Origin of the sequence: Caballeronia udeis, from assembly GCF_001544555.2 — a bacterium.
Classification (GTDB): Bacteria; Pseudomonadota; Gammaproteobacteria; order Burkholderiales; family Burkholderiaceae; genus Caballeronia; species Caballeronia udeis.
In genome coordinates, this window is record NZ_FCOK02000001.1 from 147,911 (window position 1) to 173,531 (window position 25,621).

Genomic DNA, 25,621 nt, shown 5'->3' on the forward strand with positions numbered 1-25,621 from the left:
CTCAACGCTGATTTCACTGATTTAATAGTCCGCCTGCGGCAAAAGGCGGGAAAACCGGGCCTAATGGGCCTTTGCAAGCCGAAAACCGCATGAAACCTGCACCGGACCGGACAGCCGGATACCTCGTCCGGCACCAAAAAGAGTTGATTTTGCAGGTTTTTTGCGGTTAGAATCTCGGTTTGCTTCTTTCAACCAACCTGTTCCGAGCCGAGCAAACGTAGCGGTCATCATTTCGGGTAAACCTCTCGGTAGCCCGAAGCGGTCCCAAATGTATCTGGCGTTCGAACTCAGAATTAAAGCGTATTAGGAGTGCTCTCATGGCACGTGTATGCCAAGTAACCGGGAAGGGGCCGATGAGCGGCAACAACGTTTCCCATGCGAACAACCGCACCAAGCGTCGTTTCCTGCCCAATCTGCAAAATCGCCGCTTCTTCGTTGAAAGCGAAAACCGCTGGGTTCGTCTGCGTCTCTCGAACGCCGGCCTTCGCCTGATCGACAAAAACGGCATCGACTCCGTGCTCGCAGATCTGCGCGCACGTGGCGAAGTCTAAGGAGCACGAACATGGCCAAGGGCGCACGCGACAAGATCAAGCTGGAATCGACCGCAGGAACGGGTCACTTCTACACGACCACGAAGAACAAGCGCAACATGCCGGAAAAGATGGCGATCAAGAAGTTTGATCCCGTTGTCCGCAAGCACGTTGAATACAAAGAAACCAAGATCAAATAAGATCCGGTTTCTTTCGCTCCAGCATCACGAAAAGCCTCGCTCACGCGAGGCTTTTTGCTTTGGCGCCGTCGGCCTTGGCACCGTCGTTTTTGACACCTCGTCCGCCCGGGCTCGGGCTCACCCTGTTCGCCCTACTGGCCAAACGGCCAAGTCATCGCGTAACGTTACACGCGTTATCCTTACCGCCCAGGCTTTCCCCATGCCATAGGCGTGAGTCCCGAAAGTCGCGGCGGACAACAATCAACGGAGACGTGGCGGGATGAATTTCGACGTGGCAATCATCGGCAGCGGTCTGGCGGGCCTGAGCGTGGCGCTGAATCTGGCGGACACGCGGCGCGTTGCCATACTCGCCAAGCGCAGCGTCAGCGAAGGCGCCAGCGACTGGGCCCAGGGCGGTATTGCAGCTGTGCTCGACTCGGCCGACAGTATCGACAACCACGTTCGCGACACGTTGATTGCCGGCGGCGGTTTGTGCGACGAAGCGGCTACGCGGTTCATCGTGGAAAACGGGCGCGCTGCGATCGAATGGCTGATCGGCGAAGGCGTGCCGTTCACCAGGGATCTGTCCGCCGAGCTCGGCTTTCATCTGACGCGTGAAGGGGGTCATAGCCATCGGCGAATCATTCATGCCGCCGATGCAACCGGTCACGCCGTGGTCACCACGCTCAACGAGCGCGTGCGCAATCATCCGAACATCACGGTCCTCGAAGATCATTACGCCATCGACCTGATTACGTCCGAGCGGCTCGGGTTGCCCGGGCATCGCTGTCACGGGCTTTATGCGCTCGATCTGGCAAGCGGCCGTACCGTTACCATTGAAGCGCCGCATACCGTGCTTGCGACCGGCGGCGCCGGCAAGGTGTATCTGTACACCACCAATCCGGATACGGCGACCGGCGACGGCATTGCAATGGCATGGCGCGCCGGCTGCCGCGTGTCGAACATGGAGTTCATCCAGTTCCATCCGACCTGCCTGTTCCATCCATATGCGAAGTCATTCCTGATCTCCGAAGCCGTACGTGGCGAAGGCGGCATCCTGCGCCTGCCCGACGGCACGCGTTTCATGCCCGCCCACGACGAACGCGCTGAACTTGCCCCGCGCGATATCGTCGCCCGGGCGATCGACTTCGAGATCAAGAAGCGCGGTATTGACTGCGTGTATCTCGACATCAGCCATCAACCGGAGGCGTTTCTTCAGGAGCACTTCCCTACTATCCTCGCGCGCTGCCGTGAGTTCGGTATTGATATGGCGAAGCAACCCATCCCCGTCGTGCCGGCGGCGCATTACACGTGCGGGGGCGTGGTGACCGACCTGGCCGGCCGCACGGATCGCGCGGGCCTGTATGCCGTGGGTGAAACCTCGTGCACCGGGCTGCACGGCGCGAACCGGCTGGCAAGCAACTCGCTGCTGGAATGCCTGGTGGTGGGGCGCGCGGCGGCGCAAGCAATGGAAAAGGATGGCTTCGCGGCGAGCGGCCATGCGCCGTTACCGGCCTGGGATGAAAGCCGCGTCTCCGATCCGGACGAGGAGGTTGTGGTCGCGCACAACTGGGACGAGTTGCGGCGGCTGATGTGGAATTACGTGGGCATTGTGCGTACCGATAAACGGCTCGCACGCGCCCAGCACCGGATAACGCTGCTTCGTGACGAGATCCACGAGTACTACGCGAACTTCAAGGTGAGCCGCGACCTGCTTGAGTTGCGCAACCTTGTTGATGTCGCGTCGATGATCGTGGAAAGCGCGTGCTCGCGGCGCGAGAGCCGCGGTTTGCACTTCAGCCGCGACTGGCCGGAGACATTGCCGAAGGCGCTGCCTACTGTGTTGACACCGCCAGCGGTGAGGCGGCGCGGGATTTGAGCCGAGAAAACCGCCGCATGTTCCGCCATGACGACTAGTCGAAGGCGTGCTGGATGCGGCGCTTCCGGCAACAGCGCGTGGTTAAAGCGAAAAGCCATTCCAGCACAAGCGGAAATGGCTTTTTCGTTTCTGCTTCGCTGTGCATCCCGCCCGGCCTCGAGCGAGAAACCGGCATCGAAGAATCGTATGAAAGCGGGGTTAGATCGTCCCGCCCTTCCCGCAACGCCCGGTCACGCCGCACGCACCGCATCAAGCGCGCACTGCACCAGTTCCCGCATCAACGGCGCGACCTGTCCGGCGCGGGCTTCGTCATACGCATACGGCCGCGTCTCCTCCATATAAGTCACCTGCGACAACTCCAGCTGCACTGCGTGAATGCCGTCCCGCGGCGCCCCGTAGTGCCGCGTGATGTAACCGCCCTTGAAGCGGCCGTTCGCGACAGCCGTGTAAGCGCCCTGCCTGAGCACCATTGCTTCGAGCTTTTCCGCGAGACCCGCAACCGCGCTTTCCCCGCCCGCCGTGCCGAAATTGAAGTCGGCAAGCTTGCCGTCGAAGAAACGCGGCACGTGTGAACGGATTGAATGCGCTTCCCACAGCAGCGCTTTGCCGTGCACAGCTTTCAAACGCGCCAGCTCTTCGGTCAGCGCAGCGTGGTACGGCCGCCAATATTTCTCGCGACGGTTGGCGATCTGCGCCTCCGAAGGCGCAGCGCCGGCGGAATACAGCGCCTCGCTGTTGAACGTATCGACGGGACACAGGCCGGTTGTATCGCGTCCCGGATACAGGTTCGCGCCGTCGGGCGGACGGTTCAAATCGATCACATAACGCGAGTTCGCGGGCACGAGGATCGACGCGCCCATCTCCACCGCGAACGCGTAGAGACGTTCCAGATGCCAGTCGGTGTCGTCGACTTCACGGGCGATCGACGTCATGAAAGCGGCTATGTCGGCGGGAATCTGCGTGCCGGCATGGGGAATCGAAATCAGCAGCGGCGCAGTGCCGCGCTTCAACGTGAAAACTTGATCGGCCACAGGCTGCGTCCTTTATTTAAGCAATCCGGCCAGCGTATTTCGATACTGTCCGAACGACGCGTCTTCATCGCGATGCCGCCGCGCTTGAACCACGATGTTCCCGCCGACGCTCACATCGAGCACCGGCGTTTCACCGTGTTCGCAGAACACCACGCCCGATAACCACGCGTCCGGCGCGTGTCCGGCTATAGCCGGATGATCGGGATCGAGCACGATGAAATCCGCCTGGCGCCCCGCTTCCAGCACGCCGACCGCGCGGCCTGTGGCACGGGCTCCGCCTTGTACGGCGGCGTCGAAGAGACGGTCCGCCACGTGCGCCTGTTCATTCGATGCCAGCACGTTGCGCTCGCGGCGCGTCAGCCGTTGTCCGTATTCGAGCAAGCGCAACTCTGAGCGCCAGTCGACGGCAATGTGGCTGTCCGAACCGAGTCCAAACCGTCCGCCATCGTTCAGGTACGCATACGCGGGGAAAATGCCATCGCCGAGATTGGCTTCGGTTGTCAGGCACAGGCCCGCGACAGCGCGACTTGCTGCCATTGCGCGGACTTCGTTGTCGTCGACGTGCGTGGCGTGCACGAGGCACCAGCGTTCGTTCACGTCGAAGTTATCGAGCAGCCAGCGCACGGGCCGCGCTTTCAGCGTCTCCAGACAGGCGTCGACTTCAGCCGTCTGCTCGGCTATGTGGATATGCACCGGCGCGCCCGGAAACGCGCTGTCGAGTCCGTTGAGCAAACGGCCCAGCGATTCCTTCGATACAGCCCGCAGCGAATGCGGTGCAACGCCATACCGCAGGTTGCCGTTTTCGGGCTGCGCCGCGCGCAATGAAACGAGGGCGTCGAGCAGGCTTTCCGGCGTGTGGACAAAACGCGCCTGACCCGCTGTGGGCTCGCGTTCGCCGAAACCGCCGTATTGATATAGCACGGGCAACATCGTCATGCCGATGCCGGTTTGTGCCGCTGCGTCGACCACACGAGCGGCCATTTCGGAAGGATTCGCGTACGGCTTACCATCCGGTGCGTGATGCACGTAGTGGAATTCGCAGACCGACGTGTAGCCCGCCTTCAACATTTCGATATAAAGCCAGCGCGCGATATCGCCAATACTGTCCGGCGAAATACGCGCGGCAAACCGGTACATCAGGTCGCGCCAGCTCCAGAAGCTGTCCGTAGGATTCGCGCGATATTCGGTGAGCCCCGCCATCGCGCGCTGGAACGCATGCGAGTGAAGATTCGGCATGCCGGCGAGCACCGGACCTTTCGCTTTATTCACGCCCGCCGGTTGCGCGCTGTCCGGCGTGACCGCGACCAACGTTCCGTGATCGTCCCATTCCAGCAGCACGTCGCGAGACCAGCCATCTTGCAAACGCGCGTGCTCGGCAAACAAGCTATTTCGTGTCATCGGATAGTCCGTTTATCTACGGTCACAACCCCGTGGCGCACGACCAGCGCGCAGCGATCGAGGCCGGTCCAGTACGCCAGCTCCGCCAGCGTTTCGATATCCCACGCAACAAAGTCCGCCTTCGCACCAACGCTGATCTGGCCGCTGACATCGGCGTGACCTAGCGCTTTTGCGCCGTGACGTGTCACACCCGCGAGCACTTCAGCCACCGACAAACGAAACAACGTGCAGCCCATGTTGAGCATCAGCAGCAGCGACGTACTCGGCGATGTCCCCGGATTGCTGTCGGTGGCGAGCGCGATGGGTACGCCGTGGCGACGCAGCAGGTCGACAGGCGGCAACTGTTTTTCGCGGATGAAATAGAACGCGCCCGGCAACAACACGGCAACGGTGCCGGCTTCGCGCATCGCGATTGCGCCGGCTTCGTCGAGGAATTCGAGGTGATCGGCGGATAGCGCGTGATGCTTCGCCGCGAGCGCTGCGCCGCCCATCAGCGACAACTGCTCCGCGTGCATTTTCACGGGCAGATTCAGTTTCGATGCCGCGTTGAACACGCGTTCCGCTTGCGCGAGCGTGAACGCAATGCGCTCGCAGAAGACATCGACGGCATCGACCAGGCCTTCTGCCGCGAGCGTCGGCAACATCTCGTCGCAGACATGCGCGATGTAGTCATCGGCACGGCCTGCGTATTCCGGCGGTAACGCGTGCGCGCCGAGGAATGTCGTGGCAATGGTCACCGGGCGCGCCGCTGCAAGCCGCCGTGCAACGCGCAGCATCTTGCGTTCGGTCGCAAGGTCCAGCCCATAACCCGATTTGATTTCCAGCGCGGTCACGCCTTCGGCGAGCAACGCATCCAGGCGGCGCAGCGATTGCGCGAACAGTTCGTCTTCGCTCGCGGCGCGTGTATTGCGCACGGTCGAGACAATGCCGCCGCCGCTTTTCGCGATGTCTTCGTAACTCGCCCCTTCAAGCCGCATCGCGAATTCTTCTGCGCGGTTTCCCGAGTAGACCAGGTGCGTGTGGCAATCGACGAGACCCGGCGTCACGATCCGCCCTTCCAGATCGTGGCTCGCGGCTTCGGCGAACGCGGAAGGTATGTCAGCTTCGGCGCCGAACCATTCGATACGCCCGTCGCGTACGACGATCGCCGCGTTTTCAAGAACATCCGCGGGATCGGCGCGCGCTGCAAGACGCGCGTTGCGCCAGATTTGAGCGCTGTTGTCAGTCATGTCAGCGATCCTTTGACAATGCGAGCGTCGATAAGAACCGCGCCCTTTGAAACCGGTTCGGCCTTCAGCAACGCATGCTCCCCAGCCTCGAAAACAAGCGCATCGCCCGGGGACAAACGCTCGCCATCAACAACAAACTCGCCAAGCGCACAGACCAGCACAACGCTGCCCTTCTCCACGCTCAACGCGGCCGCATCACGCCGCACCGTCACACTTCCCGACACACGATCCCGCCTCAACATCAGGTTGAAATCGCGCGTCGGACCGTGCGGCAACTCTGCCGTGATCTTTTTTTCGCCCGCGAACGCGAGCGAGTCCCAGCGCGCAAGAACGTGCCGCAGGCCGTCTGCATCGATGAGCGCCATCTCCGTGCCCTCGATCAACGTCAGCACGCGGTCAATGCCCTCGAACACCGAGAACGCCCCCGCCTCCGATACATCCGCGACGCTCACGCGCCAGTCGAACGCATCGAAGGCGGCTCCCGGCGGCGACGCGGCGATCTCGCGCGTCGCCCCGCCGCCGTTCTTCCACGGCACGGCCTTCAAATCGGCCGCGCGAATAATGCTGAAGGCCGCTGCCATGATCAGGTCGTGATGAACGGCAGATCGAGGCCGAAGTTCTTCGCGCACTCAATGGCCTGCTCATAACCGGCGTCGCCATGACGCATCACGCCCGACGCGCAGTCATTCACCAGCACGCGCGCAAGGCGCTTCTGGGCTGCATCGGTACCGTCAGCGACGATCACCATGCCCGCGTGTTGCGAGTAGCCCATGCCGACCCCGCCGCCGTGATGCAGGCTGACCCACGTCGCGCCGCCCGCGGTGTTCAACAGTGCATTGAGCAGTGGCCAGTCCGACACGGCGTCCGTGCCGTCCTTCATGCTTTCCGTTTCGCGATTCGGGCTGGCGACCGAACCCGTATCCAGATGATCCCGGCCGATCACGATCGGCGCTTTCAACTCGCCGCTCTTCACCATCTCGTTGAACGCGAGACCGGCGACGTGACGCTCGCCCAGGCCCAGCCAGCAGATCCGCGCCGGCAAACCCTGGAACGCGATGCGGTCGCGCGCCATGTCGAGCCAGCGGTTCATGCCCGCGTTATGCGGGAACAGTTCTTTGAGCTTCGCGTCGGTCTTGTAGATGTCTTCCGGGTCGCCGGAGAGCGCAACCCAACGGAACGGACCCTTGCCTTCGCAAAACAACGGGCGAATGTACGCCGGAACGAAGCCGGGGAAATCGAACGCGTTCTTGACGCCGTCGTCGAAAGCGACCTGGCGCAGGTTGTTGCCGTAATCCACTGCGTGAATGCCCATCGCGTGGAAATCGAGCATGGCCTGGACGTGCTGGGCGCACGAGCGTTGCGCGGCGGCTTTCAGTTCAGCGTGCTGGGACTCATCCTGCGAAGCGGCGCGCCACTTTTCCAGGCTCCAGCCGGCCGGCAGATAGCCGTTGATCAGGTCGTGCGACGAGGTTTGATCGGTGACCAGGTCCGGCTTGATCCCGCCCGCCTTCGCGCGGCGCACGAGTTCCGGCAGAACTTCGGCCGCGTTGCCCAGCAGCGCGATAGAGACAGCGTCGCCGGCAGCCGTGTGTTGCTTGATCAGTTCAAGCGCATGGTCGATGTCCTTCGCTTGCTTGTCGACGTAGCGCGTACGCAGACGGAAGTCGATACGCGTCTGGTCGCATTCGATGTTCAGCGATACCGCGCCCGCCAGCGTCGCCGCCAGCGGCTGCGCGCCGCCCATGCCGCCAAGACCCGCGGTCAGGATCCAGCGGCCCTTCCAGTCGCCGTTAAAGTGCTGCCGCGCGGCTTCGACGAAGGTTTCGTACGTGCCCTGCACGATTCCCTGGCTGCCGATGTAGATCCAGCTCCCGGCCGTCATCTGGCCGTACATGAACAGGCCCTTGCGGTCGAGTTCGTTGAAGTGTTCCCACGTGGCCCATTTCGGCACGAGGTTGGAGTTCGCGATCAACACGCGCGGCGCGTCGGCATGCGTCTTGAACACGCCGACCGGCTTGCCGGACTGAACCAGCAGCGATTCGTCGCTTTCCAGGCGCTGCAGCGTTTCAAGGATTTTGTCGAGACATTCCCAGTTGCGCGCAGCGCGGCCTATACCGCCATAGACCACCAGCTTGTCGGGGTTCTCGGCAACCTCCGGATCGAGGTTGTTCAGCAGCATCCGATACGGCGCTTCGGTGAGCCAGCTCTTGCACGTAAGCTCGGTGCCGCGCGGTGCGCGCAGGGGACGCGGGTTGTGGTTTTTCATCAAAGCACTCCTCGGACGGGATGGTGAACATTCGGTATCTTGCAGCCAATTCCTCGGGGCGTTTCAGCCAGTGAAGAAGCTTGGTCGGCGAGTTGTATATACAAGTCTGAATCAAAACAAATCGGAGCGCAAGCGGTGTGCAGATCGATTCAGGTAGGGGTTTACTTGAACGGCGGGGAAGCCCCGTTATAAACCGGGCGGCAGGCGTCGACCCCGCGTCAAAACTGCGGAATCGACGGCCATTGAGGTTGTCCGATCTGTCTATACAAGACCCCGGTGGACTAGAACCCGGGGTTTGCCTCGTGGACGAACGCCCAGGCTGCGGCAATATCGCCTGCCAATGGCCGGTCGTCGCGGTATTGGGAGATCACAGCCCGGACGCTTCGATAAATTGCGTCGGTTTTAGGTGCGCGCGACAGGTCGGCGGGTTGCAGGTCATAGGCCTGAGCCGCAGCCAGCAATTCGATAGCAAGGATCCGCTCGGCATTGGCGATGATTTCCAGCGCCTTCAACGCAGCCGGCGTCGCGTGGCACAGATGGTCCTCCTGCAAGCCGGAGGTAATGCCCCCATCCAGGCTCGCAGGCATCGCAAGCCGGCGGTTGTGCGCAACCAGCGAAGCCGCCGTGTACTGCGCGATCATGAAACCGGAACACGTGCCGCCGCCATCGGCGAGAAAAGCGGGCAAGCCGCTTACCAGCGGGTTCACCAGCCGGTCGATGCGGCGCTCGGCCATCGCGGCGACCTCGGCCACCGCGGTGCTCAGGCTATCCATCGCCAGGCCGATCGACGCGCCCACCGCATGCGCCTGCGAAAACACCCGGGGCGACGCCAGCGTGCCGGCGACGACGGGGTTATCGGTGACCGAAGCCAGCTCGCGATTCACCACTTCCGCCGTCGTCGCGAATACGTCGCGCGCCGCGCCGTGCACGTGGGGAATGGTCCTCAAGCTCAAGGGGTCCTGCGTCTTGCGTCCGAACGACGCCGCGATGATGCCGCTGTCAGCAAGCAGCGCACGCAGGTGTGCGCCCACCAACGACAATCCCGGCGATATGCGCAGCGCGAGCGAGTCGGCATCGAAGGCGGCCGCCTGGCCGCGCAGGTTCTCGAAGGACATCGCCGAAATGGTGTCGGCCCATTCGAGCAGCCGCTCGGTGCGCGCCAGCGCCAGCGAGGCGAGTCCCGTCACGCAAGGCGTGCCGTTGACCACGCTCAGGCCCTCCTTCGCCTCGAGCACGAGCGGTTCGCGCGCGAGGCGCTGCAACGCGCCGGCGGCGCTCATGCGGCCGGTGTCGTCGCGGACAAACCCTTCGCCGATCAGCACCAGCGCGATGTGCGCCATATGGCTCAGGTACCCGACCGAACCGAACGCCGGGACTTCGGGTATCAACCCGCTGTCGAGCAACGTGACGAGCAGTTCCACCAGTTCGAGCCGCACGCCGGAATGCCCGTGCGCGAAGTTGTTCACGGCGGCCGCGATGATCGCGCGGGTCTCTTCCCGCCGCAGCGGCTCACCCACGCCGACCGAATGACTCATCAGGATGTTGCGCGACAACGCGCGCTGTTCCGACGGCGACACGACCACGTCGCACAGCGCACCCACGCCGGTGTTCACGCCATACGCGCGAATCCGGCGTTCGACGATTCTCTCGACGAGCGCGCGCGCATGGTCGATCCGCGAACGCACCGCCGGCGACAAAACCAGCTTCGCGCCGTTCGCGATCTGCGCGACACCACGCCAGTCGAGCGGCTGGTCAATACACACGGAAGCCCGCGAGCGCTCGTTGCCGCAATCCTCATTCAAGTCCAAGCCGATGATGACGGGACCAATCGATGGCGTCGGTAAAACTGAACTGGCAAGCACGTCAACCTCGTCGATTTAGTTAGCAGTACGGGAATGATGACTCGACACGAACTGCTGGAAACGTTCCGAGCAGCGGCCGTTGAACAGGTCGTCGGGTGCGCCTTCGGCATCGACCTGTCCCTGGTGCAGGAGCATCACGCGATTCGATACGTGCCGCGCGAAACCCATCTCATGCGTGACGACCAGCATGGTCCGGCCTTCCTCGGCGAGCGCGCGCATCACGCGCAATACTTCGCCGACCAGTTCCGGATCGAGCGCGGACGTGGGTTCATCGAAGAGCATGACCTTGGGATGCATGGCCAGCGCACGGGCAATCGCTACGCGCTGCTGCTGGCCGCCCGACAGATGCGCGGGGTAGGCATCGCGCTTCTCGTAAAGACCGACCTTCGTCAGCAACTGCTCCGCCTCTTCAACGCACTCCGCACGCGTGCGTTTCTGGACGCGCAACGGCCCTTCAATCACGTTCTGCATCACCGTCATGTGCGACCAGAGATTGAAACTCTGGAACACCATGCCGAGCTGCGAGCGAATGCGGTCAACCTGCTTGCGGTTGCCCGGGTGCAGGCGTCCATCGCGGCCGCGCTTCATTTCGATCGCTTCGCCCGCGAGTTTCACTTCGCCGTCGTCGGGTGTTTCCAGCATGTTGATACAGCGCAGGAAGGTGCTTTTGCCGGACCCGCTCGCGCCGAGAATGGAGATCACATCGCCTTCGTGCGCGTCGAGGGAAATGCCCTTGAGCACGTGCGCGTCGCCGAAGGACTTGTGGATGTTGGTCGCGGACAGCGCAATGGAACTGCTTGGGTTCATGAGGTTTTCTCCCTTGGATTCAGGAATCGATGTGCTGGCTGTCGGGGACCGTCACCGCTTTGAGCGTGGCCTGTGGACGCTTCTTCGGCGCGGTGGCGTTACGATCGCGCAGGTGCGGCGAAAGCTTCTTTTCGAGCATGCCCAGCGCCCGCACGATGATGAAATTCAGCACGAGGTAGATAGCGGCCGCGCAGATGAAAACCTCCATCGTGCGGTAGGTCCGCTGGATGATCTGCTGCGCGACGCCCGTCACGTCCCACACCGTGACAAGACTGGCCAGCGCCGTCGACTTGACGAGCAGCACGGCTTCGGTCGAGTACGCCGGCAATGCGTAACGCAGCGTGATCGGTGCGATGATCCGGCGCAACACCGTCCATCGCGACATGCCGCACGCAAGCGCCGCTTCAATCTGCCCGTGCGGTACCGACTGCAGGCCGCCGCGAATGATCTCGGCGGTATATCCGGCCGTGCACAGCGCAAGCGAGACGATCGCGCACACGTACGGCACGCGCAGCAGCGGCCAGAGGAAGCTCTCGCGGACGGCCGGGAACTGGCCCAGGCCGTAATAGACAAGGAACATCTGGATCAGCAGCGGCGAGCCGCGAAACACCAGGATGTAGCCACGCGCAAAGCGGTTGAGCGCCCAGTTCGGGCTCACCCGCATCGCGACAATCACAAGAGAAAGCAAACCGCCCACGATCAGCGAGGCGAAGAACAACCCGAGCGTGGTGGGAACGGCGGCTAATAGTTTCGACAACGTATCGCCGAGAAATTCGAAATCGATATTCATGGTCGGATTCACCAGGGGAACGTATTAGTGGCTCAGTGGCTCAGTGGCTCAGTGGCTCAGTGCCGCGCGAGCGTGCCGCGAAACGATCGGCCGATACGTGCTTCGGCACGCTCGAAGACCCGGTTCGACAGGCTCGTGAGGATCAGGTACAGCGCACCGCCGACCATATAAAACGTGAAGTATTGATGTGTCGATCCGGCGGCGACCTGGCTGGTACGCATCAGTTCCGCGAGCCCTGTCACTGCGATCAACGCTGAATCCTTGAGGCTCAATTGCCACACGTTGCCAATACCGGGCAACGCAAAACGGATGACTTGCGGAATCAGCACGCGCCGCCATAACGTTGCCGTCGGCATGCCGATGGCCCGCGCCGCCTCGATCTCGCCACGCGACACCGCCAGCACCGCCGAGCGATACACCTCAGCTTGATACGATCCGGAAATCAGGCCAATGGCGAGTGCGCCGACCACGAAAGGCGGCACGCCGATGAACCCGTCGGCGCCGAAAAAGTGGCCGACGGCGGTCATCACCGACGAGCCGCCGAAGTAGAAGAGATAGATGATCAGCAGTTCGGGAATGCCGCGAAAGAGCGTGGTGTAGGCATCGCCGATAATTCTTAGCGTGCGGCTGCGCGACAGCTTCGCGGCAGCGACCATTGCGCCGAACACTGCGCCGACTGCAAGCGCGGCGATCGTCAGCACCACGGTCATGAGCAGTGCGAGCAGCAAGGTGGCGCCCCACCCTTGCTCGCCGAAGCCGAGTAGTTGAACCAGACTCATCTTTTATCTCCAACGGTGACACATCGTCGAGCGCGCCCGCTTACAGACACGCGCTCGCCAGAGCTTCTTGAATCAGCTGCGCATCAAGGTGTAGCGTCTACCTTCAGCCACTTCAGCGAGAGGCGCTTGACCGTGCCGTCGGCGAGTGCCGCCTGGATGCCCTGGTCGAATTTCGCCTTCAGGTCCTTGTCGGACTGACGGAACGCGAGCGCTTCGCCCGGGCCCCAGATCGATCCGGCGATCTTCGGACCGGTGAACGCAAGGCCCTTGTTTTCCGGCTTGGTGAATGCCGAAGCCCAATAGGTACTGTCGTCGAAAGCGACGTCAATGCGGCCGGCGACCAGATCGAGGTCATGCTCCGGCGCTGTCTTGTATTCGCGGATGGTCGCGACGTCCTTGAAGTTCGTATCGATGAACTTGGTGTAGACCGTGCCCGACTGGATGCCGATGGTCTTGCCCTTCAGCGCGACACGCAGTGCATCGACCGTGGCTTTGTCGTGGGCGGTGTCGCCGGTCAGCTTGACGGTCTGGCCTGCGCCGGGTTGCTTCGCGAGCGAGGCCGCGCTTTGGTCGGCGGACACGAAAGCAGCCGGGGTCGCTGCGTACGGCGTCGAGAAAGCGATGATTTTTTCGCGTTCAGGCGTGACCGAGATGGCGTCCATCAGCACGTCGAACTTGCCCGCTTGCAGGCCGGCGATCATGCCGTCCCAGTCTTGCGTGACCAGGTTGCACTGGATCTTGATACGGGCGCAGACGTTCTCGATCAGTTCCGGCTCAAAACCGCCGAGCTTGCCGCCGGGGAGCGTCAGGTTCCACGGTTCGTACGCGCCTTCCGTGGCGATCGTGACGGATTTCCAGTCTTTTGCCTGGGCGCTGACAGCGCCGAGAGCGATTACACCAACGGCCACCGATGCAGCCAGCCGGGCGAGCAATTTCATTTTGCCTGTCATTGTTGAGCCACTCTTCCACGAAGGTTGTTGGATCAAGTGGCGAACGCCAACTTGTATATACAAGCATGGAGTGAACAAAAATGACTGGCAACGTTTTTTTGCGCCCAACGGGAGAAGTTAGGGAAAATACCGACTGTCTTTGTGGGTAAGGCTTACGGAGGCTTTACTACGAATGATGCGGAGAACTCGACGAGCGATCGTTCGGCTTTTTTTAATTTTTATTAAAGTTGTCTAGACACGATGGGAAGGAAATACCGAGTGACTGCTGCTCGGTCAGCGGTGCTCTGGGGCAACGGGTTGAGTACTGCTTTCAGGCAAACCACCAAGCCTGAAGCCTGAAAGCAGCGACCGGGCGTGACGTCCCTACTCGAGCCGCATCGAATAATCCGTGGCCCGCACGTCCTTCGTCAGTGCGCCGATGGAAATCCGGTCCACACCCGTCTCGGCAATCGTCCTCACGGTATCGAAGTTCACGCCGCCTGACACTTCCAGCACCGCTCGGCCGGCAGTCAGCCGCACCGCGTCGCGCATGGCATCGAAGGCAAAATTATCGAGCAGGATCGATTCCGCCCGATGAGCCAGCGCCGTTTCAAGCTGTTCGAGCGTCTCCACTTCAATCTGAATCGGCACCCCGACATTCAAGGCAAGCGCGGCATCCATGGCCGCGCCCACACCGCCCGCTGCGGCAATATGGTTTTCCTTGATCAGGATGCCATCGTAGAGCGCCAGCCGCTGGTTCGCGCCTCCGCCGACCCGCACCGCGTACTTCTGCGCGAGACGCAAACCCGGCAAGGTCTTGCGCGTGTCGAGAATCCGCGCCCGCGTCCCTTCGATTGCGTCCACATATCGACGCGTAGCGGTCGCCACTCCCGACAACATCTGCAGGAAATTCAGCCCGTTGCGTTCCGCGGTCAACAGCGCGCGCGCTGGCCCTCGCAGCAAAACCACGGGCGTATTGGCGATCATCCGCGCCCCTTCGCGATACAGCCATTCCACGCGAATCGATTCATCCACCCGGCGCATCACCGCCTCGAACCATGGAACGCCGCACAACACCGCCTCTTCGCGAACCGTCACGCGAGCCGTCCGCTGCACGTTGGCAGGCACAAGAAGCCCCGTCCGGTCGCCGTCGCCGATGTCTTCCGCCAGCGCGTCGGTGACGTTGCGCTGAAGCGCCTGATCAAATGCCTCGCCGTACAAGACCCGGATTTCTTCGAGTAAGGGAGAAACCAACTGACTTGCCACCATCACGCCGCTCCTACGTTTGAAAATAACGAAACGTCCTTCGCGAGGTCCCCGCTCGCCTGGACGCGCTTCTTGTGACGAGCAGCGAAATCGAGCATGCGGTCGATCGGCAACCGTGCACGCGCCGCGATCCGGGCATCGACGAAAATTTCGTTGTGGCCGCGCTCCAGCACGGCCGCCAGATTCGCCAGTCCGTTCATTGCCATCCACGGGCAATGCGCGCAGCTCTTGCAGGTCGCGCTGTTCCCGGCCGTCGGCGCTTCGATGAACTCCTTTTCCGGCGCGGCAAGCCGCATCTTGTGCAGGATCCCGCGATCCGTCGCGACAATAAACCGCTTCGCCTCGAGCCGCACCGCGGCATCGATCAATTGCGTGGTGGAGCCGACCACATCGGCGAGCGCGACCACCGCTTCCGGCGACTCCGGATGAACGAGGATCTTCGCGTCGGGATACTCGGCGCGCAACAGATCGAGTTCGATACCCTTGAACTCATCGTGGACAAGACACGAGCCTTGCCACGACAGCATGTCGGCGCCGGTTTTCTTCTGGATGTAACCACCGAGATGCCGGTCAGGCGCCCAGAGGATCTTTTCGCCGCGCGCGTGCAGGTCCGCAACAATCTCCAACCCGATCGACGATGTCACCATCCAGTCCGCCCGCGCTTTCACAGCAGCGCTGGTGTTGGCGTACACCACGACCGTCCGGTCGGGATGGGCGTCACAGAAAGCGGAAAACTCGTCGGCGGGACAACCCAGGTCGAGGGAACAGGTCGCGTCGAGATCGGGCATCAGCACGCGCTTTTCGGGGCTGAGGATTTTTGCGGTCTCGCCCATGAAACGCACGCCGGCCACAATCAGCGTTTGCGCCGCGTGATCGCGCCCGAAACGCGCCATCTCAAGTGAATCCGCCACGCAACCGCCCGTCTCGTCGGCGAGCTCCTGCAACTCGGCATCGACATAATAGTGCGCAACCAATACCGCCTTCTCGCGCACGAGCAACGCACGGATGCGCTCCTTCAACTCGCGCTTTTCCTCGCGCGTTGGGGTGTCGGGCACTTTCGCCCACGCCTGGCCGATGCCGCATGTCAGTCCCTGCGGCCGGTCGTACTCGACGCTTTTAATCGCCTGGTCCATCGCTTCCTCGTCTCCATTGCTCGTGAATACGTCGTGATCACGCCGTGCATGACTGCGTCCTGAAACGAAAAAACCCCGCCAGAGCGGGGTCTTATGACGTCATCAAATTTTAACGGATATCGATGACGAAGGTAGGCGGCCTAACTACCGTCAGGCGTAGCGTCGCAGGCGTAACGCAAAGTCCTGCAGCGCCTTGATGCCGCTTTGCTCCGCCCGATGACACCAGTCCTGCAGCTGCGCGAGCAGTTGTTCGCGCGACGCGTTGGAGCGGTCCCACATAGCCGACAGGTCCTGACGCAATTCAATATACGTGCGCAGCTTGTGGTTGTCCGAGAAAAGCGCCGGCAACTGCTGGCGTTGCGGCTCGTCCAGACCCGCCTCTTCCTTGTGCGCCCACTTGCGGGCACCACGCATCAGTTGATACTTGTCCACCGAACCGCCTTCTTTCAGCTTCGACAGTTCCTGCCGGTACGCGCGCTTGAGCGTCTTGCCGTAACGCGCCATCACTTCATAGCGGTTCGACAGCACGGCTTGCAACGTGTCGTGATCGAGCACCGGCTTGGACGCCGACAGACGCGGCGTGGGTGCGATCTTCTTGACCTTGGCCAGCTTGAACGCCGACATGATGCGGATATACATCCAGCCAATATCGAATTCGTACCACTTGTTCGACAGCTTCGCCGACGTGGCATACGTGTGGTGATTGTTGTGCAGCTCTTCGCCGCCGATCAGGATGCCGAGCGGGAAGATGTTCGTGCTGGCGTCAGCGGAATTGAAGTTCCGGTAACCCCACCAGTGAGCCAGTCCGTTGACCACTCCGGCTGCCCAGAACGGAATCCAGATCATCTGCACGGCCCACACCGACAGCCCGACAAGGCCGAACAGCGCAACGTCGATCACCATCATGATGCTGATGCCGAGAATGGGATAGCGCGTGTACACGTTGCGTTCCATCCAGTCGTTCGGCGTGCCGTGACTGAACTTGCGCATGGTTTCCTCGTTCTTGGCTTCCGAACGGTAGAGTTCGGCGCCTTCGAGCAGGACTTTCCAGATGCCGCGCGTTTGCGGGCTGTGCGGATCTTCTTCGGTCTCGCACTTGGCGTGATGCTTACGGTGAATCGCGGCCCATTGGCCGGTCAGCATGCCCGTGGTCATCCAGAGCCAGAAACGGAAAAAGTGGCTGACGACCGGATGCAGTTCCAGCGCACGATGCGCCTGGCAACGATGCAGATAGACGGTCACGCCGATGATCGTGATGTGCGTCATCACGAGAGTGAACAGCAAAATCTGCCACCACGAGAGGTCGAACAATCCGTTGGCGAGAAATTCAAGCGATGAATTCAGCAAGGCAATTTACCTGAAAGGCGGAAAAAATAGCCGAACGAAAACAGGATCGACGGCTGTTTGGCACATGAAAGGAACATGCACGTGGTTCGACGGCATTTTACTTCATGCGTTCCAAGTCTTTGTGTCGATTAGGGAAAATTTTGATTTCGCGCAGGGCCAGCAGGAAATTTGACCGCTAAACCGGGACTTTGTTTAGTGCGGTAAACACGAATTTCCCGCTTTTGAAAGCTTTGGCCGGGGATTGAACGCGGTTCCCCCGACCAAAGCGAGCGTAATTTACTTATTCCTCAACTGCGTCCTCAACCACGGCTTCCTTCACGGCAACCGGCAGCCGCTCAAGCACGGCGGCGAAGAAACCGTCGGTGCCGTGCTTGTGCGGCCAGAGTTGCAGATAGTCGCCCGTGTCGAGGTCAATACGTTGTTCAGCCAGCACGTCGCGCGCCGGAACCAGCTTGAACCCCGGATGCGCGGCGAGGAACTGATTGACCACACCCTCGTTTTCCGCTTCCAGCATGCTGCATGTTGCGTAGACGAGACGGCCACCCACTTTCACCAGCCGCGCCGCGCTGGTCAGGATGGACAACTGCTTCGGCGTCAGTTCCGCAACCGACTCCGGCGACTGGCGCCATTTCAGGTCCGGATTACGACGCAGCGTGCCGAGGCCGGAACAGGGAGCGTCGACCAGAACACGGTCGATCTTGCCGGCCAGGCGCTTGATCTTGGCGTCGTGCTCGCTGTCGATCAGCACCGGATTCACATTCGACAAACCACTGCGAGCCAGGCGCGGTTTGAGTTTGGCGAGCCGGCGGTCCGACACGTCGAACGCGTAGAGGCGGCCCGAGGAGCGCATCATCGCGCCGAGCGCCAGCGTCTTGCCGCCCGCGCCCGCGCAGAAATCGACGATCATCTCGCCGCGCCGGGGCGCGACCAGCGAACACAAAAGCTGGCTGCCTTCGTCCTGCACCTCGATCCAGCCGTCCTGGAACGGCTGCAGGCGCGTCAACGCCGGCTTGCCGTCCACGCGCACGCCAAACGGTGCAAACGGCATTTCGCCTGCATCAATTCCTGCTTCCGTCAGCGTCTTGATGACCACATCGCGCGTGGCCTTGATCGGGTTCGCGCGCAGGTCGAGCGGCGCCGGGTAGTTCAGCGCGGCGGCCAGCAAGGCGAGCTCTTCGGTATCGAAGCGCTTGGTCATGGCGTCGTAGATCCACTGCGGCAAATTGGTCCGCACGCGCACCGGCAAGCTGGCCGGATCGATCTTCGACACCTGGTTGAGCCACTGGTATTCATCGGCGGAAATGAACGGCTTGACCGCCGATAACCCCGCCGTCTGCATCAGGCCCAGCAAGGCGAGACGCCGTGCGAGGTTGCCGCTGCCGCTTTCGGCGAGATGGGAAAACTCCATCTTGCGGCGCAGGACGGCGAACACCGCTTCGGCAATCACACCGCGCTCGTTGTGGCCGAGCTTCGGATGCGCGCGGAAAAAGCGGCTGGTGGCAGCGTCGGCGGGACCGCTGAAGCGTAAAACGTCGGCCAGCAACGTCTCTGTCTGTCCTATCAAAAATCCATGAAGCCTCATACGCCCTCCCCGGCAATGTCGGCAAAGAGCCATTGCGGCTCTGGTGGCGTGAGCACGACACGCTCGCCGTCGATGGCAAGACGCCCTTCGACGAACCAGCGCACCGCGCGTGGGTAAATAACGTGTTCGACCGCCAGCACCCGCGAAGCGAGCGCCACGGCGTCGTCGCCAGCCATGATTGGCACCGCCGCCTGCGCGACAATGGGACCATGATCCAGCGTCGGCGTGACAAAATGGACGCTGGCGCCGTGCACGCGCACGCCCGCGTCGAGCGCTTGCTGGTGGGTCTTGAGCCCCGGAAAGCACGGCAGCAGCGACGGATGAATATTGATCATGCGGCCCGCGTAGTGCTCGACGAAAGCGTCGGTCAGTACGCGCATGAAACCCGCGAGCATGACGAGATCCGGCTCGAAGCCGTCGATAGTGCGTGCAAGCGCCTGATCGAAGGCTTCGCGCGTGGTGAAATCACGGTGATCTATGACAGTTGCCGGAATGCCGTTTGCCGCTGCGAAAGCAAGCCCGGCGGCGTCCGGGCGATTCGATATGACAGCGGCCACCGCCGCCTGCCAGCCTTCGCGCGCGCAAGCCCGCACGACGGCTTCCATATTGCTTCCCCGCCCGGAAATCAGGATGACGATTTTTTTCATCCGTGGATTTTATCATTCGATGCCGTCAAAACCCGGCGAATCGGCCCGGCCCGCAGTGGGCTCGGCCTCCGTCCCGTGCCGTGAACGTTTATAATCGAACGCTTTGCGGCTTTGCCAGCCTCGCGCGGCTTTAGCCCTGCGTTACCGCATTCGCCCATTTAACCGCCAACCGCCGACCCAACCGATATCGTGAGAGTCTTTCGCGGCCTACCCAATGCCGAAAGCCGCGCACCCTGTGCGCTGACCATCGGCAATTTCGACGGTGTTCACCGTGGCCATCAGGCGCTGCTCGCCCACGTGCGCGCCGCCGCGGACGCCCGCGGACTGCCGGTCTGCGTAATGACCTTCGAGCCCCATCCCCGCGAATTCTTCAATCCCGCCGGCGCGCCGCCACGCATCGCCATGCTGCGCGACAAGCTTGAAGCGCTGCGCACGAACGGCGTGGATCGCGTCGTGGTCGAACATTTCAATCGCACCTTCGCCAGCCAGCCACCCGATACATTCGTCGAAAACGTGATCGTGAACGGCCTGCACGCGCGCTGGGTGATGATCGGCGACGACTTCCGCTACGGCGCAAAACGTGCCGGGGATTTCGAATCGCTGCAGGAAGCCGGACGCAAGCACGGCTTCGAAGTCGAGCAAATGGCAACGGTCGCGGACCTGAACGGCGCACGCATTTCGAGTTCGGGCGTGCGGGCGTCGCTGGTAGCAGGCGATCTCGACGCCGCCCGCCTCGCACTCGGCCGCCCCTATGTCATCAGCGGCCACGTGGTCCACGGGCAAAAACTGGGTCGCGATCTGGGTTTCCCCACGCTCAACATACCGATCGCCCACAAGCGGCCGGCGCTCGCGGGCATCTTCGTCGTGCGTGTGCATGGGCTCGCGCCCGCGCCGCTGCCGGGCGTGGCGAGCCTCGGACTGCGTCCGACCGTGGACGATTCCGGCCGCGTGCTGCTTGAAACCTTCGTGCTCGACTGGCATGGCGACGCGTACGGCAAGCTCGTGCGTATCGAATTCCTGAAAAAGCTGCGCGACGAGGAGAAGTTCGTGGACCTCGAAACACTAACGGCAGCCATAGCGCGCGACGTAACCAACGCCCGCGCCTATTTCGCTGCAGACGTGAACTCAAGTGGCCGCGACAGCGGTTTCGCCACCTCGGCCACCGACCGAATTAGGTGAGCGCGTGGCGCCGGGTGCTGGAAGTTTCCGATAAGGTTTCCGATCAAGCTCCCGACGCGCTGCCCGCTGCCTCGCCAGACACGCACCTTCGAGCCCGTTCCCGAGCTTGCCCGCTTGGAACCGCCGCCTCACCGCCGCTTCACCGAACAGATATCGAGTCATCCATGAGCAACAAGAAAGAAGCCAAGCCCCAGTCGAAATATCCGGTCAATCTGCTGGATACGCCGTTTCCCATGCGGGGTGACTTGCCCAAGCGCGAGCCGCAATGGGTGAAGGAATGGCAAGACAACAAGATCTACGAAAAAATCCGCGCCGCCAGCAAGGGCCGCAAGAAGTTCATCCTGCACGACGGCCCCCCGTATGCGAATGGCGACATTCACCTCGGCCACGCGGTGAACAAGATCCTGAAGGACATGATCGTGAAGGCGCGCAATCTCGCGGGCTTCGACGCGGTCTATGTCCCCGGCTGGGATTGCCACGGCATGCCCATCGAAATCCAGATCGAGAAGCAGTTCGGCAAGTCGCTGCCGGCGCGTGAAGTCATGGAAAAGGCGCGCACCTACGCGAGCGCGCAGATCGAAAAGCAGAAGCTCGGCTTCCGGCGTCTCGGTGTGCTCGGCGACTGGGACAATCCGTACAAGACAATGAATTTCACCAACGAAGCGGGCGAAATCCGCGCGTTGGGAAAGATCCTCGAGAAGGGTTATGTGTATCGCGGGCTGAAGCCGGTGAACTGGTGTTTCGACTGCGGGTCGGCACTGGCCGAAGCCGAAGTCGAGTATCAGGACAAGGTTGATCCGACCATCGACGTGCTGTTCGCGTTCGCCGAGCCGGAAAAGACCGCGCAGGCGTTCGGCCTGAACGCCCTACCGAAGCCGGAAGGCGGCATCGTGATCTGGACGACGACCCCGTGGACCATCCCCGCGAACCAGGCGCTCAATGTGCATCCGGAGATTGTCTATAGCCTCGTCGATACGGAAAAAGGCCTGCTGATCTTAGCCGTTGATCGCGTGGAAGAATGCCTGAAACAGTACAAGCTGACGGGTTCGACCGTCGCGACCACGACGGGCGCGAAGTTGAGCGGCCTGCGCTTTCATCATCCGTTGAGCGTGGCCCACCCCGGCTATAAACGCACGGCGCCCGTGTATCTGGGTGACTACGTGACGACTGAAAGCGGCACGGGGATCGTCCATTCATCGCCGGCGTATGGCGTGGAAGACTTCTTGTCGTGCAAGGCGCATGGCATGACGGACTCGGACATCATCAATCCGGTCATGGGCGATGGGCGTTATATCGAGTCGTTGCCGTTGTTCGGCGGACTCTCGATCTGGGAAGCGAACGACCAGATCGTGGAAGCGCTGCGCGGCGCCAGGTCCCTGCTGAAAACCGAGCACTACAAACACAGCTACATGCACTGCTGGCGCCACAAGACGCCGATCATCTACCGTGCGACATCGCAGTGGTTTGCCGGCATGGACGTGAGGCCCAACGATACGTCGCGCACGCTGCGCGAAACCGCGCTGGAAGGGATCGAGAACACCGCGTTCTTCCCGTCGTGGGGCAAGCAGCGCCTGTACAGCATGATCGCGAACCGGCCGGACTGGACGCTGTCACGGCAACGCCAGTGGGGCGTGCCCATGGCGTTCTTCGTCCACAAGGAAACCGGCGAACTGCATCCGCGTACGCTGGAATTGCTCGAAGAAGTGGCCAAGCGCGTGGAAGTGAGCGGCATTGAAGCGTGGCAAACGCTCGATCCGGCAGAACTGCTTGGCACCGAAGCCAACATGTACGAGAAGAATCGCGACACGCTCGACGTGTGGTTCGATTCCGGCACGACGCATTGGCACGTGCTGCGCGGCTCGCACAAGGATTCGCTGCAATTCCCGGCGGACCTGTATCTGGAAGGCTCGGACCAGCATCGCGGATGGTTCCATTCGTCGCTGCTCACCGCCTCCATGCTCGATGGCCGCCCGCCGTACAACGCACTGCTCACGCACGGCTTCACGGTTGATGGCGAAGGCCGCAAGATGTCGAAGTCGCTGGGTAATGGCGTCGATCCGCATGAAGTGTCGAACCGGCTGGGCGCGGAAATCATCCGCCTGTGGATTGCATCGACGGATTATTCGGGCGAACTCGCGATCTCGGAAGAGATCCTGAAGCGCGTGACGGAGACGTATCGGCGGATTCGCAATACGTTGCGCTTCCTGTTGTCCAACCTCTCCGATTTCGACTTCGAGCAGCATGCGCGTCCGGTGGAAGACTGGCTCGAGATGGATAAATACGCCGTCGCCCTCGCGCAGAACCTGCAGGACGACGTGCTCGCGCACTACGAGAAATTCGAGTTCCACCCGGTTGTATCGAAGCTCGCGACGTTCTGCTCGGAAGACCTCGGCGGTTTCTATCTGGACGTGCTGAAGGATCGGCTCTACACCATGAAGCCGGATTCGCACGAACGCCGCGCGGCGCAGACGGTGCTGCATCACATCGCGCATGGTTTGCTGCGGCTGATCGCACCGTATCTGTCGTTCACGGCGGAAGAGGCGTACAAGGTGCTGCAACCTGGGCGCGACACCATTTTCACCGAGGTGTATCACACCTATCCGCAAGTGCCCGAGGCCGGCGAACTGCTCGACAAGTGGACGCTGATCCGCTCGGCGCGCAGCGACGTCACGAAGGCGCTGGAAGAAGCGCGGACAGCCAATCTGATCGGTTCGTCGCTGCAGGCCGAAGTGGACGTACGGGCGAGCGGCGCGCGGTATGACGCACTGACCAGTCTCGGCGATGACCTCAGGTTCGTGCTGATCACATCGGCGGCGCGGGTGGTCAAGGTGGCGAGCGAAGCGGAAGAAGGCGTCGACGTGCTTGCGTCGACGTACCTGAAATGCGAGCGCTGCTGGCACTATCGCGACGACGTGGGGGCATCGGCGGAACATCCTGGATTGTGCGGCCGCTGCATCACCAATCTCTTCGGCAACGGCGAAACGCGGAGCGCAGCATAATGGCAAGAACGATGTCGAAACAAAGCAGTGGTTCACTCGCGCCGTGGCTGGGCGTGGCGCTGATCGTGATCCTCTTCGACCAGTTGTCGAAGATCGCCGTCAGCCGCGTGTTCACGTATGGAGAACCGCACGCGCTCACACCGTTCTTCAACCTGTTCCTGATCTACAACCGCGGCGCGGCGTTCAGCTTTCTCGCCACCGCCGGCGGCTGGCAGCGTTGGGGCTTCACGGCGCTTGGCGTGGTCGCGGCTATCGTGATCTGCTACCTGCTGAAACGGCACGGCACGCAACGGCTGTTCTGCACGGCGCTGGCGCTGATCATGGGCGGTGCCATCGGCAACGTGATCGACCGGATCGTGTACGGCCATGTGATCGACTTTCTGGACTTTCACGTCAACACGTGGCACTGGCCGGCGTTCAACCTCGCCGACAGCGCAATCACCATCGGCGCGGTGCTGCTCGTTTTCGATGAGTTGCGGCGCGTGCGCGGAGCAAAGTAGGCGGCGTTATTCGGCATGTAAGCCGTCATGTGTACGGAGGCCAGGTTTGGACAACGCAGAACTCGCAGGAAAGCATCTCGTACTTGGGCTGTCGGGCGGTATCGCGTGCTACAAGATCGCCGAACTCACGCGTCTGCTGGTGAAAGCCGGCGCGACCGTGCAGATCGTGATGACCGAGGCCGCCACGCAATTCATCACGCCTGTCACCATGCAGGCGTTGTCGGGCCGTCCCGTGTACACGTCGCAATGGGATGCGCGGATTGCGAACAACATGGCGCATATCGATTTGTCGCGTGAAGCCGATGCAATCGTGATCGCGCCCGCCTCCACCGACTTCATCGCCAAGCTCGCGCATGGCAATTGCGACGACCTGCTCTCCACGCTGTGCGTGGCGCGCGATTGTCCGCTGCTCGTCGTGCCCGCGATGAACCGCCAGATGTGGCAGAACCCGGCGACGCAACGCAACGTCGCGCAACTGCGTGCCGACGGCGTGCAGGTGCTTGGGCCCGACTCCGGCGCGCAAGCGTGCGGTGAAGTGGGCGATGGCCGGATGCTGGAACCCTCGGCAACCTACGAAGCCATCTGCGCGTTCTTCCAGCCGAAGATCCTGCAAGGACATCGCGTGTTGATTACGGCCGGTCCGACCTTCGAACCGCTCGATCCCGTACGCGGCATTACCAACCGCTCGTCCGGCAAGATGGGCTTCGCGCTCGCACGTGCGGCGGCTCAGGCCGGTGCCGACGTACATCTTGTGGCCGGGCCAGTCGCGCTGGAAACGCCCTGGGGGGTGGTTCGCGAAGACGTGCAGACCGCGCAGCAAATGCACGACGCGGTGCTGCACGCCACGCCGGACTCGGACATCTTTATCGCGGTGGCGGCAGTCGCGGATTGGCGCGTCGATCACCTGAGCGAGCACAAGATCAAGAAGACCGCGAATCAGCCGATGCCAAGCTTCACGTTCGTCGAAAATCCCGACATCCTCGCGACCGTCGCACATCTGCCGAACCCGCCGTATTGCGTTGGTTTCGCGGCGGAAAGCGGCGATCTCGAAGTGCATGGCGAGGAGAAACGCGCACGCAAGAACGTGCCGCTGCTGATCGGCAATCTCGGACCGCTGACCTTCGGTCTCGACGACAACGAAGTCGTGCTGTTCGAAGCGTCGGGCATCACGCGCCTGCCACGTGCCGATAAAAAGCTGCTCGCGAAGTTGCTGATTGCCGAGATTGCGAAACGGGCGCCGCGTGGCGGTTCCCTGCTGTCTTAGCCTGCTCTTTTAGCCCATTGTCCGG

At 62.0% G+C, this 25,621-nt stretch carries 22 protein-coding genes; 7 read left to right on the forward strand and 15 right to left on the reverse strand.

Translation table 11 applies throughout. The annotated features are described in order from the left end of the window. Window positions 1-317: 317 nt before the first annotated feature. The 3 genes from rpmB to nadB all read left to right on the forward strand — a co-directional run bounded on the left by rpmB (window position 318) and on the right by nadB (window position 2,588). Window positions 318-551: a 50S ribosomal protein L28 gene (rpmB, locus tag AWB69_RS00755; protein WP_031359861.1), complete on the forward strand. Its 234-nt coding sequence runs from the start codon at window positions 318-320 to the stop codon at window positions 549-551. Between the two features lie 11 nt (window positions 552-562). Continuing rightward, the gene (gene rpmG / locus AWB69_RS00760) at window positions 563-730 is read left to right on the forward strand and encodes a 50S ribosomal protein L33 (RefSeq protein WP_006478046.1); all 168 of its coding nucleotides are present in this window, start codon (window positions 563-565) and stop codon (window positions 728-730) included. Between the two features lie 259 nt (window positions 731-989). Beyond that, window positions 990-2,588 (forward strand): L-aspartate oxidase, encoded by a 1,599-nt coding sequence (gene nadB / locus AWB69_RS00765; protein ID WP_062081046.1) that lies wholly within the window; start codon window positions 990-992, stop codon window positions 2,586-2,588. Window positions 2,589-2,818: 230 nt separating this feature from the next. On the opposite strand, the gene hutG is transcribed toward nadB, so the two are convergent. The 15 genes from hutG to purN form a co-directional block, all read right to left on the reverse strand. Further along, on the reverse strand, window positions 2,819-3,619 hold the full coding sequence (hutG, locus tag AWB69_RS47430) for an N-formylglutamate deformylase (RefSeq protein ID WP_062081048.1): 801 nt from the start codon (window positions 3,617-3,619) through the stop codon (window positions 2,819-2,821). Between the two features lie 12 nt (window positions 3,620-3,631). Further along, complete coding sequence (locus AWB69_RS47435) at window positions 3,632-5,017, reverse strand: formimidoylglutamate deiminase (protein WP_062081049.1); 1,386 nt, start codon at window positions 5,015-5,017, stop codon at window positions 3,632-3,634. After that, window positions 5,014-6,246, reverse strand: a complete 1,233-nt coding sequence (hutI, locus tag AWB69_RS00780; protein WP_062081051.1) for an imidazolonepropionase — start codon at window positions 6,244-6,246, stop codon at window positions 5,014-5,016. The genes AWB69_RS47435 and hutI overlap by 4 nt, the downstream gene beginning before the upstream one ends. After that, window positions 6,243-6,827, reverse strand: coding sequence for a HutD/Ves family protein (locus tag AWB69_RS00785; protein WP_062081053.1), 585 nt, complete (start codon window positions 6,825-6,827; stop codon window positions 6,243-6,245). Before AWB69_RS00785 ends, hutI begins: the two co-directional genes overlap by 4 nt. A 2-nt stretch (window positions 6,828-6,829) precedes the next feature. After that, complete coding sequence (gene hutU / locus AWB69_RS00790) at window positions 6,830-8,512, reverse strand: urocanate hydratase (protein WP_031359855.1); 1,683 nt, start codon at window positions 8,510-8,512, stop codon at window positions 6,830-6,832. A gap of 281 nt (window positions 8,513-8,793) precedes the next feature. Next, window positions 8,794-10,275 carry an HAL/PAL/TAL family ammonia-lyase gene (locus AWB69_RS00795; protein ID WP_156528702.1) on the reverse strand — a complete coding sequence of 494 codons (1,482 nt, stop codon included), beginning with the start codon at window positions 10,273-10,275 and terminating at the stop codon, window positions 8,794-8,796. Between the two features lie 114 nt (window positions 10,276-10,389). After that, a complete protein-coding gene (locus AWB69_RS00800; protein WP_062081054.1) occupies window positions 10,390-11,181 on the reverse strand; it encodes an ABC transporter ATP-binding protein in 792 nt (263 codons plus the stop codon). Between the two features lie 19 nt (window positions 11,182-11,200). Further along, the gene (locus AWB69_RS00805; RefSeq protein WP_062081056.1) at window positions 11,201-11,971 is read right to left on the reverse strand and encodes an ABC transporter permease; all 771 of its coding nucleotides are present in this window, start codon (window positions 11,969-11,971) and stop codon (window positions 11,201-11,203) included. Window positions 11,972-12,027: 56 nt separating this feature from the next. Beyond that, window positions 12,028-12,750, reverse strand: coding sequence for an ABC transporter permease (locus tag AWB69_RS00810; protein ID WP_062081058.1), 723 nt, complete (start codon window positions 12,748-12,750; stop codon window positions 12,028-12,030). A gap of 83 nt (window positions 12,751-12,833) precedes the next feature. After that, the gene (locus AWB69_RS00815; RefSeq protein WP_062081061.1) at window positions 12,834-13,700 is read right to left on the reverse strand and encodes a transporter substrate-binding domain-containing protein; all 867 of its coding nucleotides are present in this window, start codon (window positions 13,698-13,700) and stop codon (window positions 12,834-12,836) included. Between the two features lie 363 nt (window positions 13,701-14,063). Continuing rightward, window positions 14,064-14,948 (reverse strand): carboxylating nicotinate-nucleotide diphosphorylase, encoded by an 885-nt coding sequence (gene nadC / locus AWB69_RS00820; protein ID WP_062081062.1) that lies wholly within the window; start codon window positions 14,946-14,948, stop codon window positions 14,064-14,066. Then, on the reverse strand, window positions 14,948-16,078 hold the full coding sequence (nadA, locus tag AWB69_RS00825) for a quinolinate synthase NadA (RefSeq protein ID WP_062081064.1): 1,131 nt from the start codon (window positions 16,076-16,078) through the stop codon (window positions 14,948-14,950). Before nadA ends, nadC begins: the two co-directional genes overlap by 1 nt. A 150-nt stretch (window positions 16,079-16,228) precedes the next feature. Beyond that, window positions 16,229-17,425 carry a DesA family fatty acid desaturase gene (locus AWB69_RS00830; RefSeq protein WP_062081066.1) on the reverse strand — a complete coding sequence of 399 codons (1,197 nt, stop codon included), beginning with the start codon at window positions 17,423-17,425 and terminating at the stop codon, window positions 16,229-16,231. 280 nt (window positions 17,426-17,705) lie between these two features. Beyond that, window positions 17,706-19,007 (reverse strand): RsmB/NOP family class I SAM-dependent RNA methyltransferase, encoded by a 1,302-nt coding sequence (locus AWB69_RS00835; protein WP_062081068.1) that lies wholly within the window; start codon window positions 19,005-19,007, stop codon window positions 17,706-17,708. Further along, window positions 19,004-19,654, reverse strand: coding sequence for a phosphoribosylglycinamide formyltransferase (purN, locus tag AWB69_RS00840; protein ID WP_062081069.1), 651 nt, complete (start codon window positions 19,652-19,654; stop codon window positions 19,004-19,006). Before purN ends, AWB69_RS00835 begins: the two co-directional genes overlap by 4 nt. Before the next feature lie 189 nt (window positions 19,655-19,843). Here purN and AWB69_RS00845 point away from each other — a divergent pair, with 189 nt between their 5' ends. The 4 genes from AWB69_RS00845 to coaBC all read left to right on the forward strand — a co-directional run bounded on the left by AWB69_RS00845 (window position 19,844) and on the right by coaBC (window position 25,596). Further along, complete coding sequence (locus tag AWB69_RS00845) at window positions 19,844-20,833, forward strand: bifunctional riboflavin kinase/FAD synthetase (RefSeq protein ID WP_062081071.1); 990 nt, start codon at window positions 19,844-19,846, stop codon at window positions 20,831-20,833. A gap of 164 nt (window positions 20,834-20,997) precedes the next feature. Further along, window positions 20,998-23,832, forward strand: coding sequence for an isoleucine--tRNA ligase (gene ileS, locus AWB69_RS00850; RefSeq protein ID WP_062081073.1), 2,835 nt, complete (start codon window positions 20,998-21,000; stop codon window positions 23,830-23,832). After that, window positions 23,832-24,332 (forward strand): signal peptidase II, encoded by a 501-nt coding sequence (gene lspA / locus AWB69_RS00855; protein ID WP_062081074.1) that lies wholly within the window; start codon window positions 23,832-23,834, stop codon window positions 24,330-24,332. The genes ileS and lspA overlap by 1 nt, the downstream gene beginning before the upstream one ends. 46 nt (window positions 24,333-24,378) lie before the next feature. Continuing rightward, window positions 24,379-25,596: a bifunctional phosphopantothenoylcysteine decarboxylase/phosphopantothenate--cysteine ligase CoaBC gene (gene coaBC / locus AWB69_RS00860; RefSeq protein WP_062081076.1), complete on the forward strand. Its 1,218-nt coding sequence runs from the start codon at window positions 24,379-24,381 to the stop codon at window positions 25,594-25,596. The last annotated feature ends 25 nt before the right edge of the window (window positions 25,597-25,621 follow it).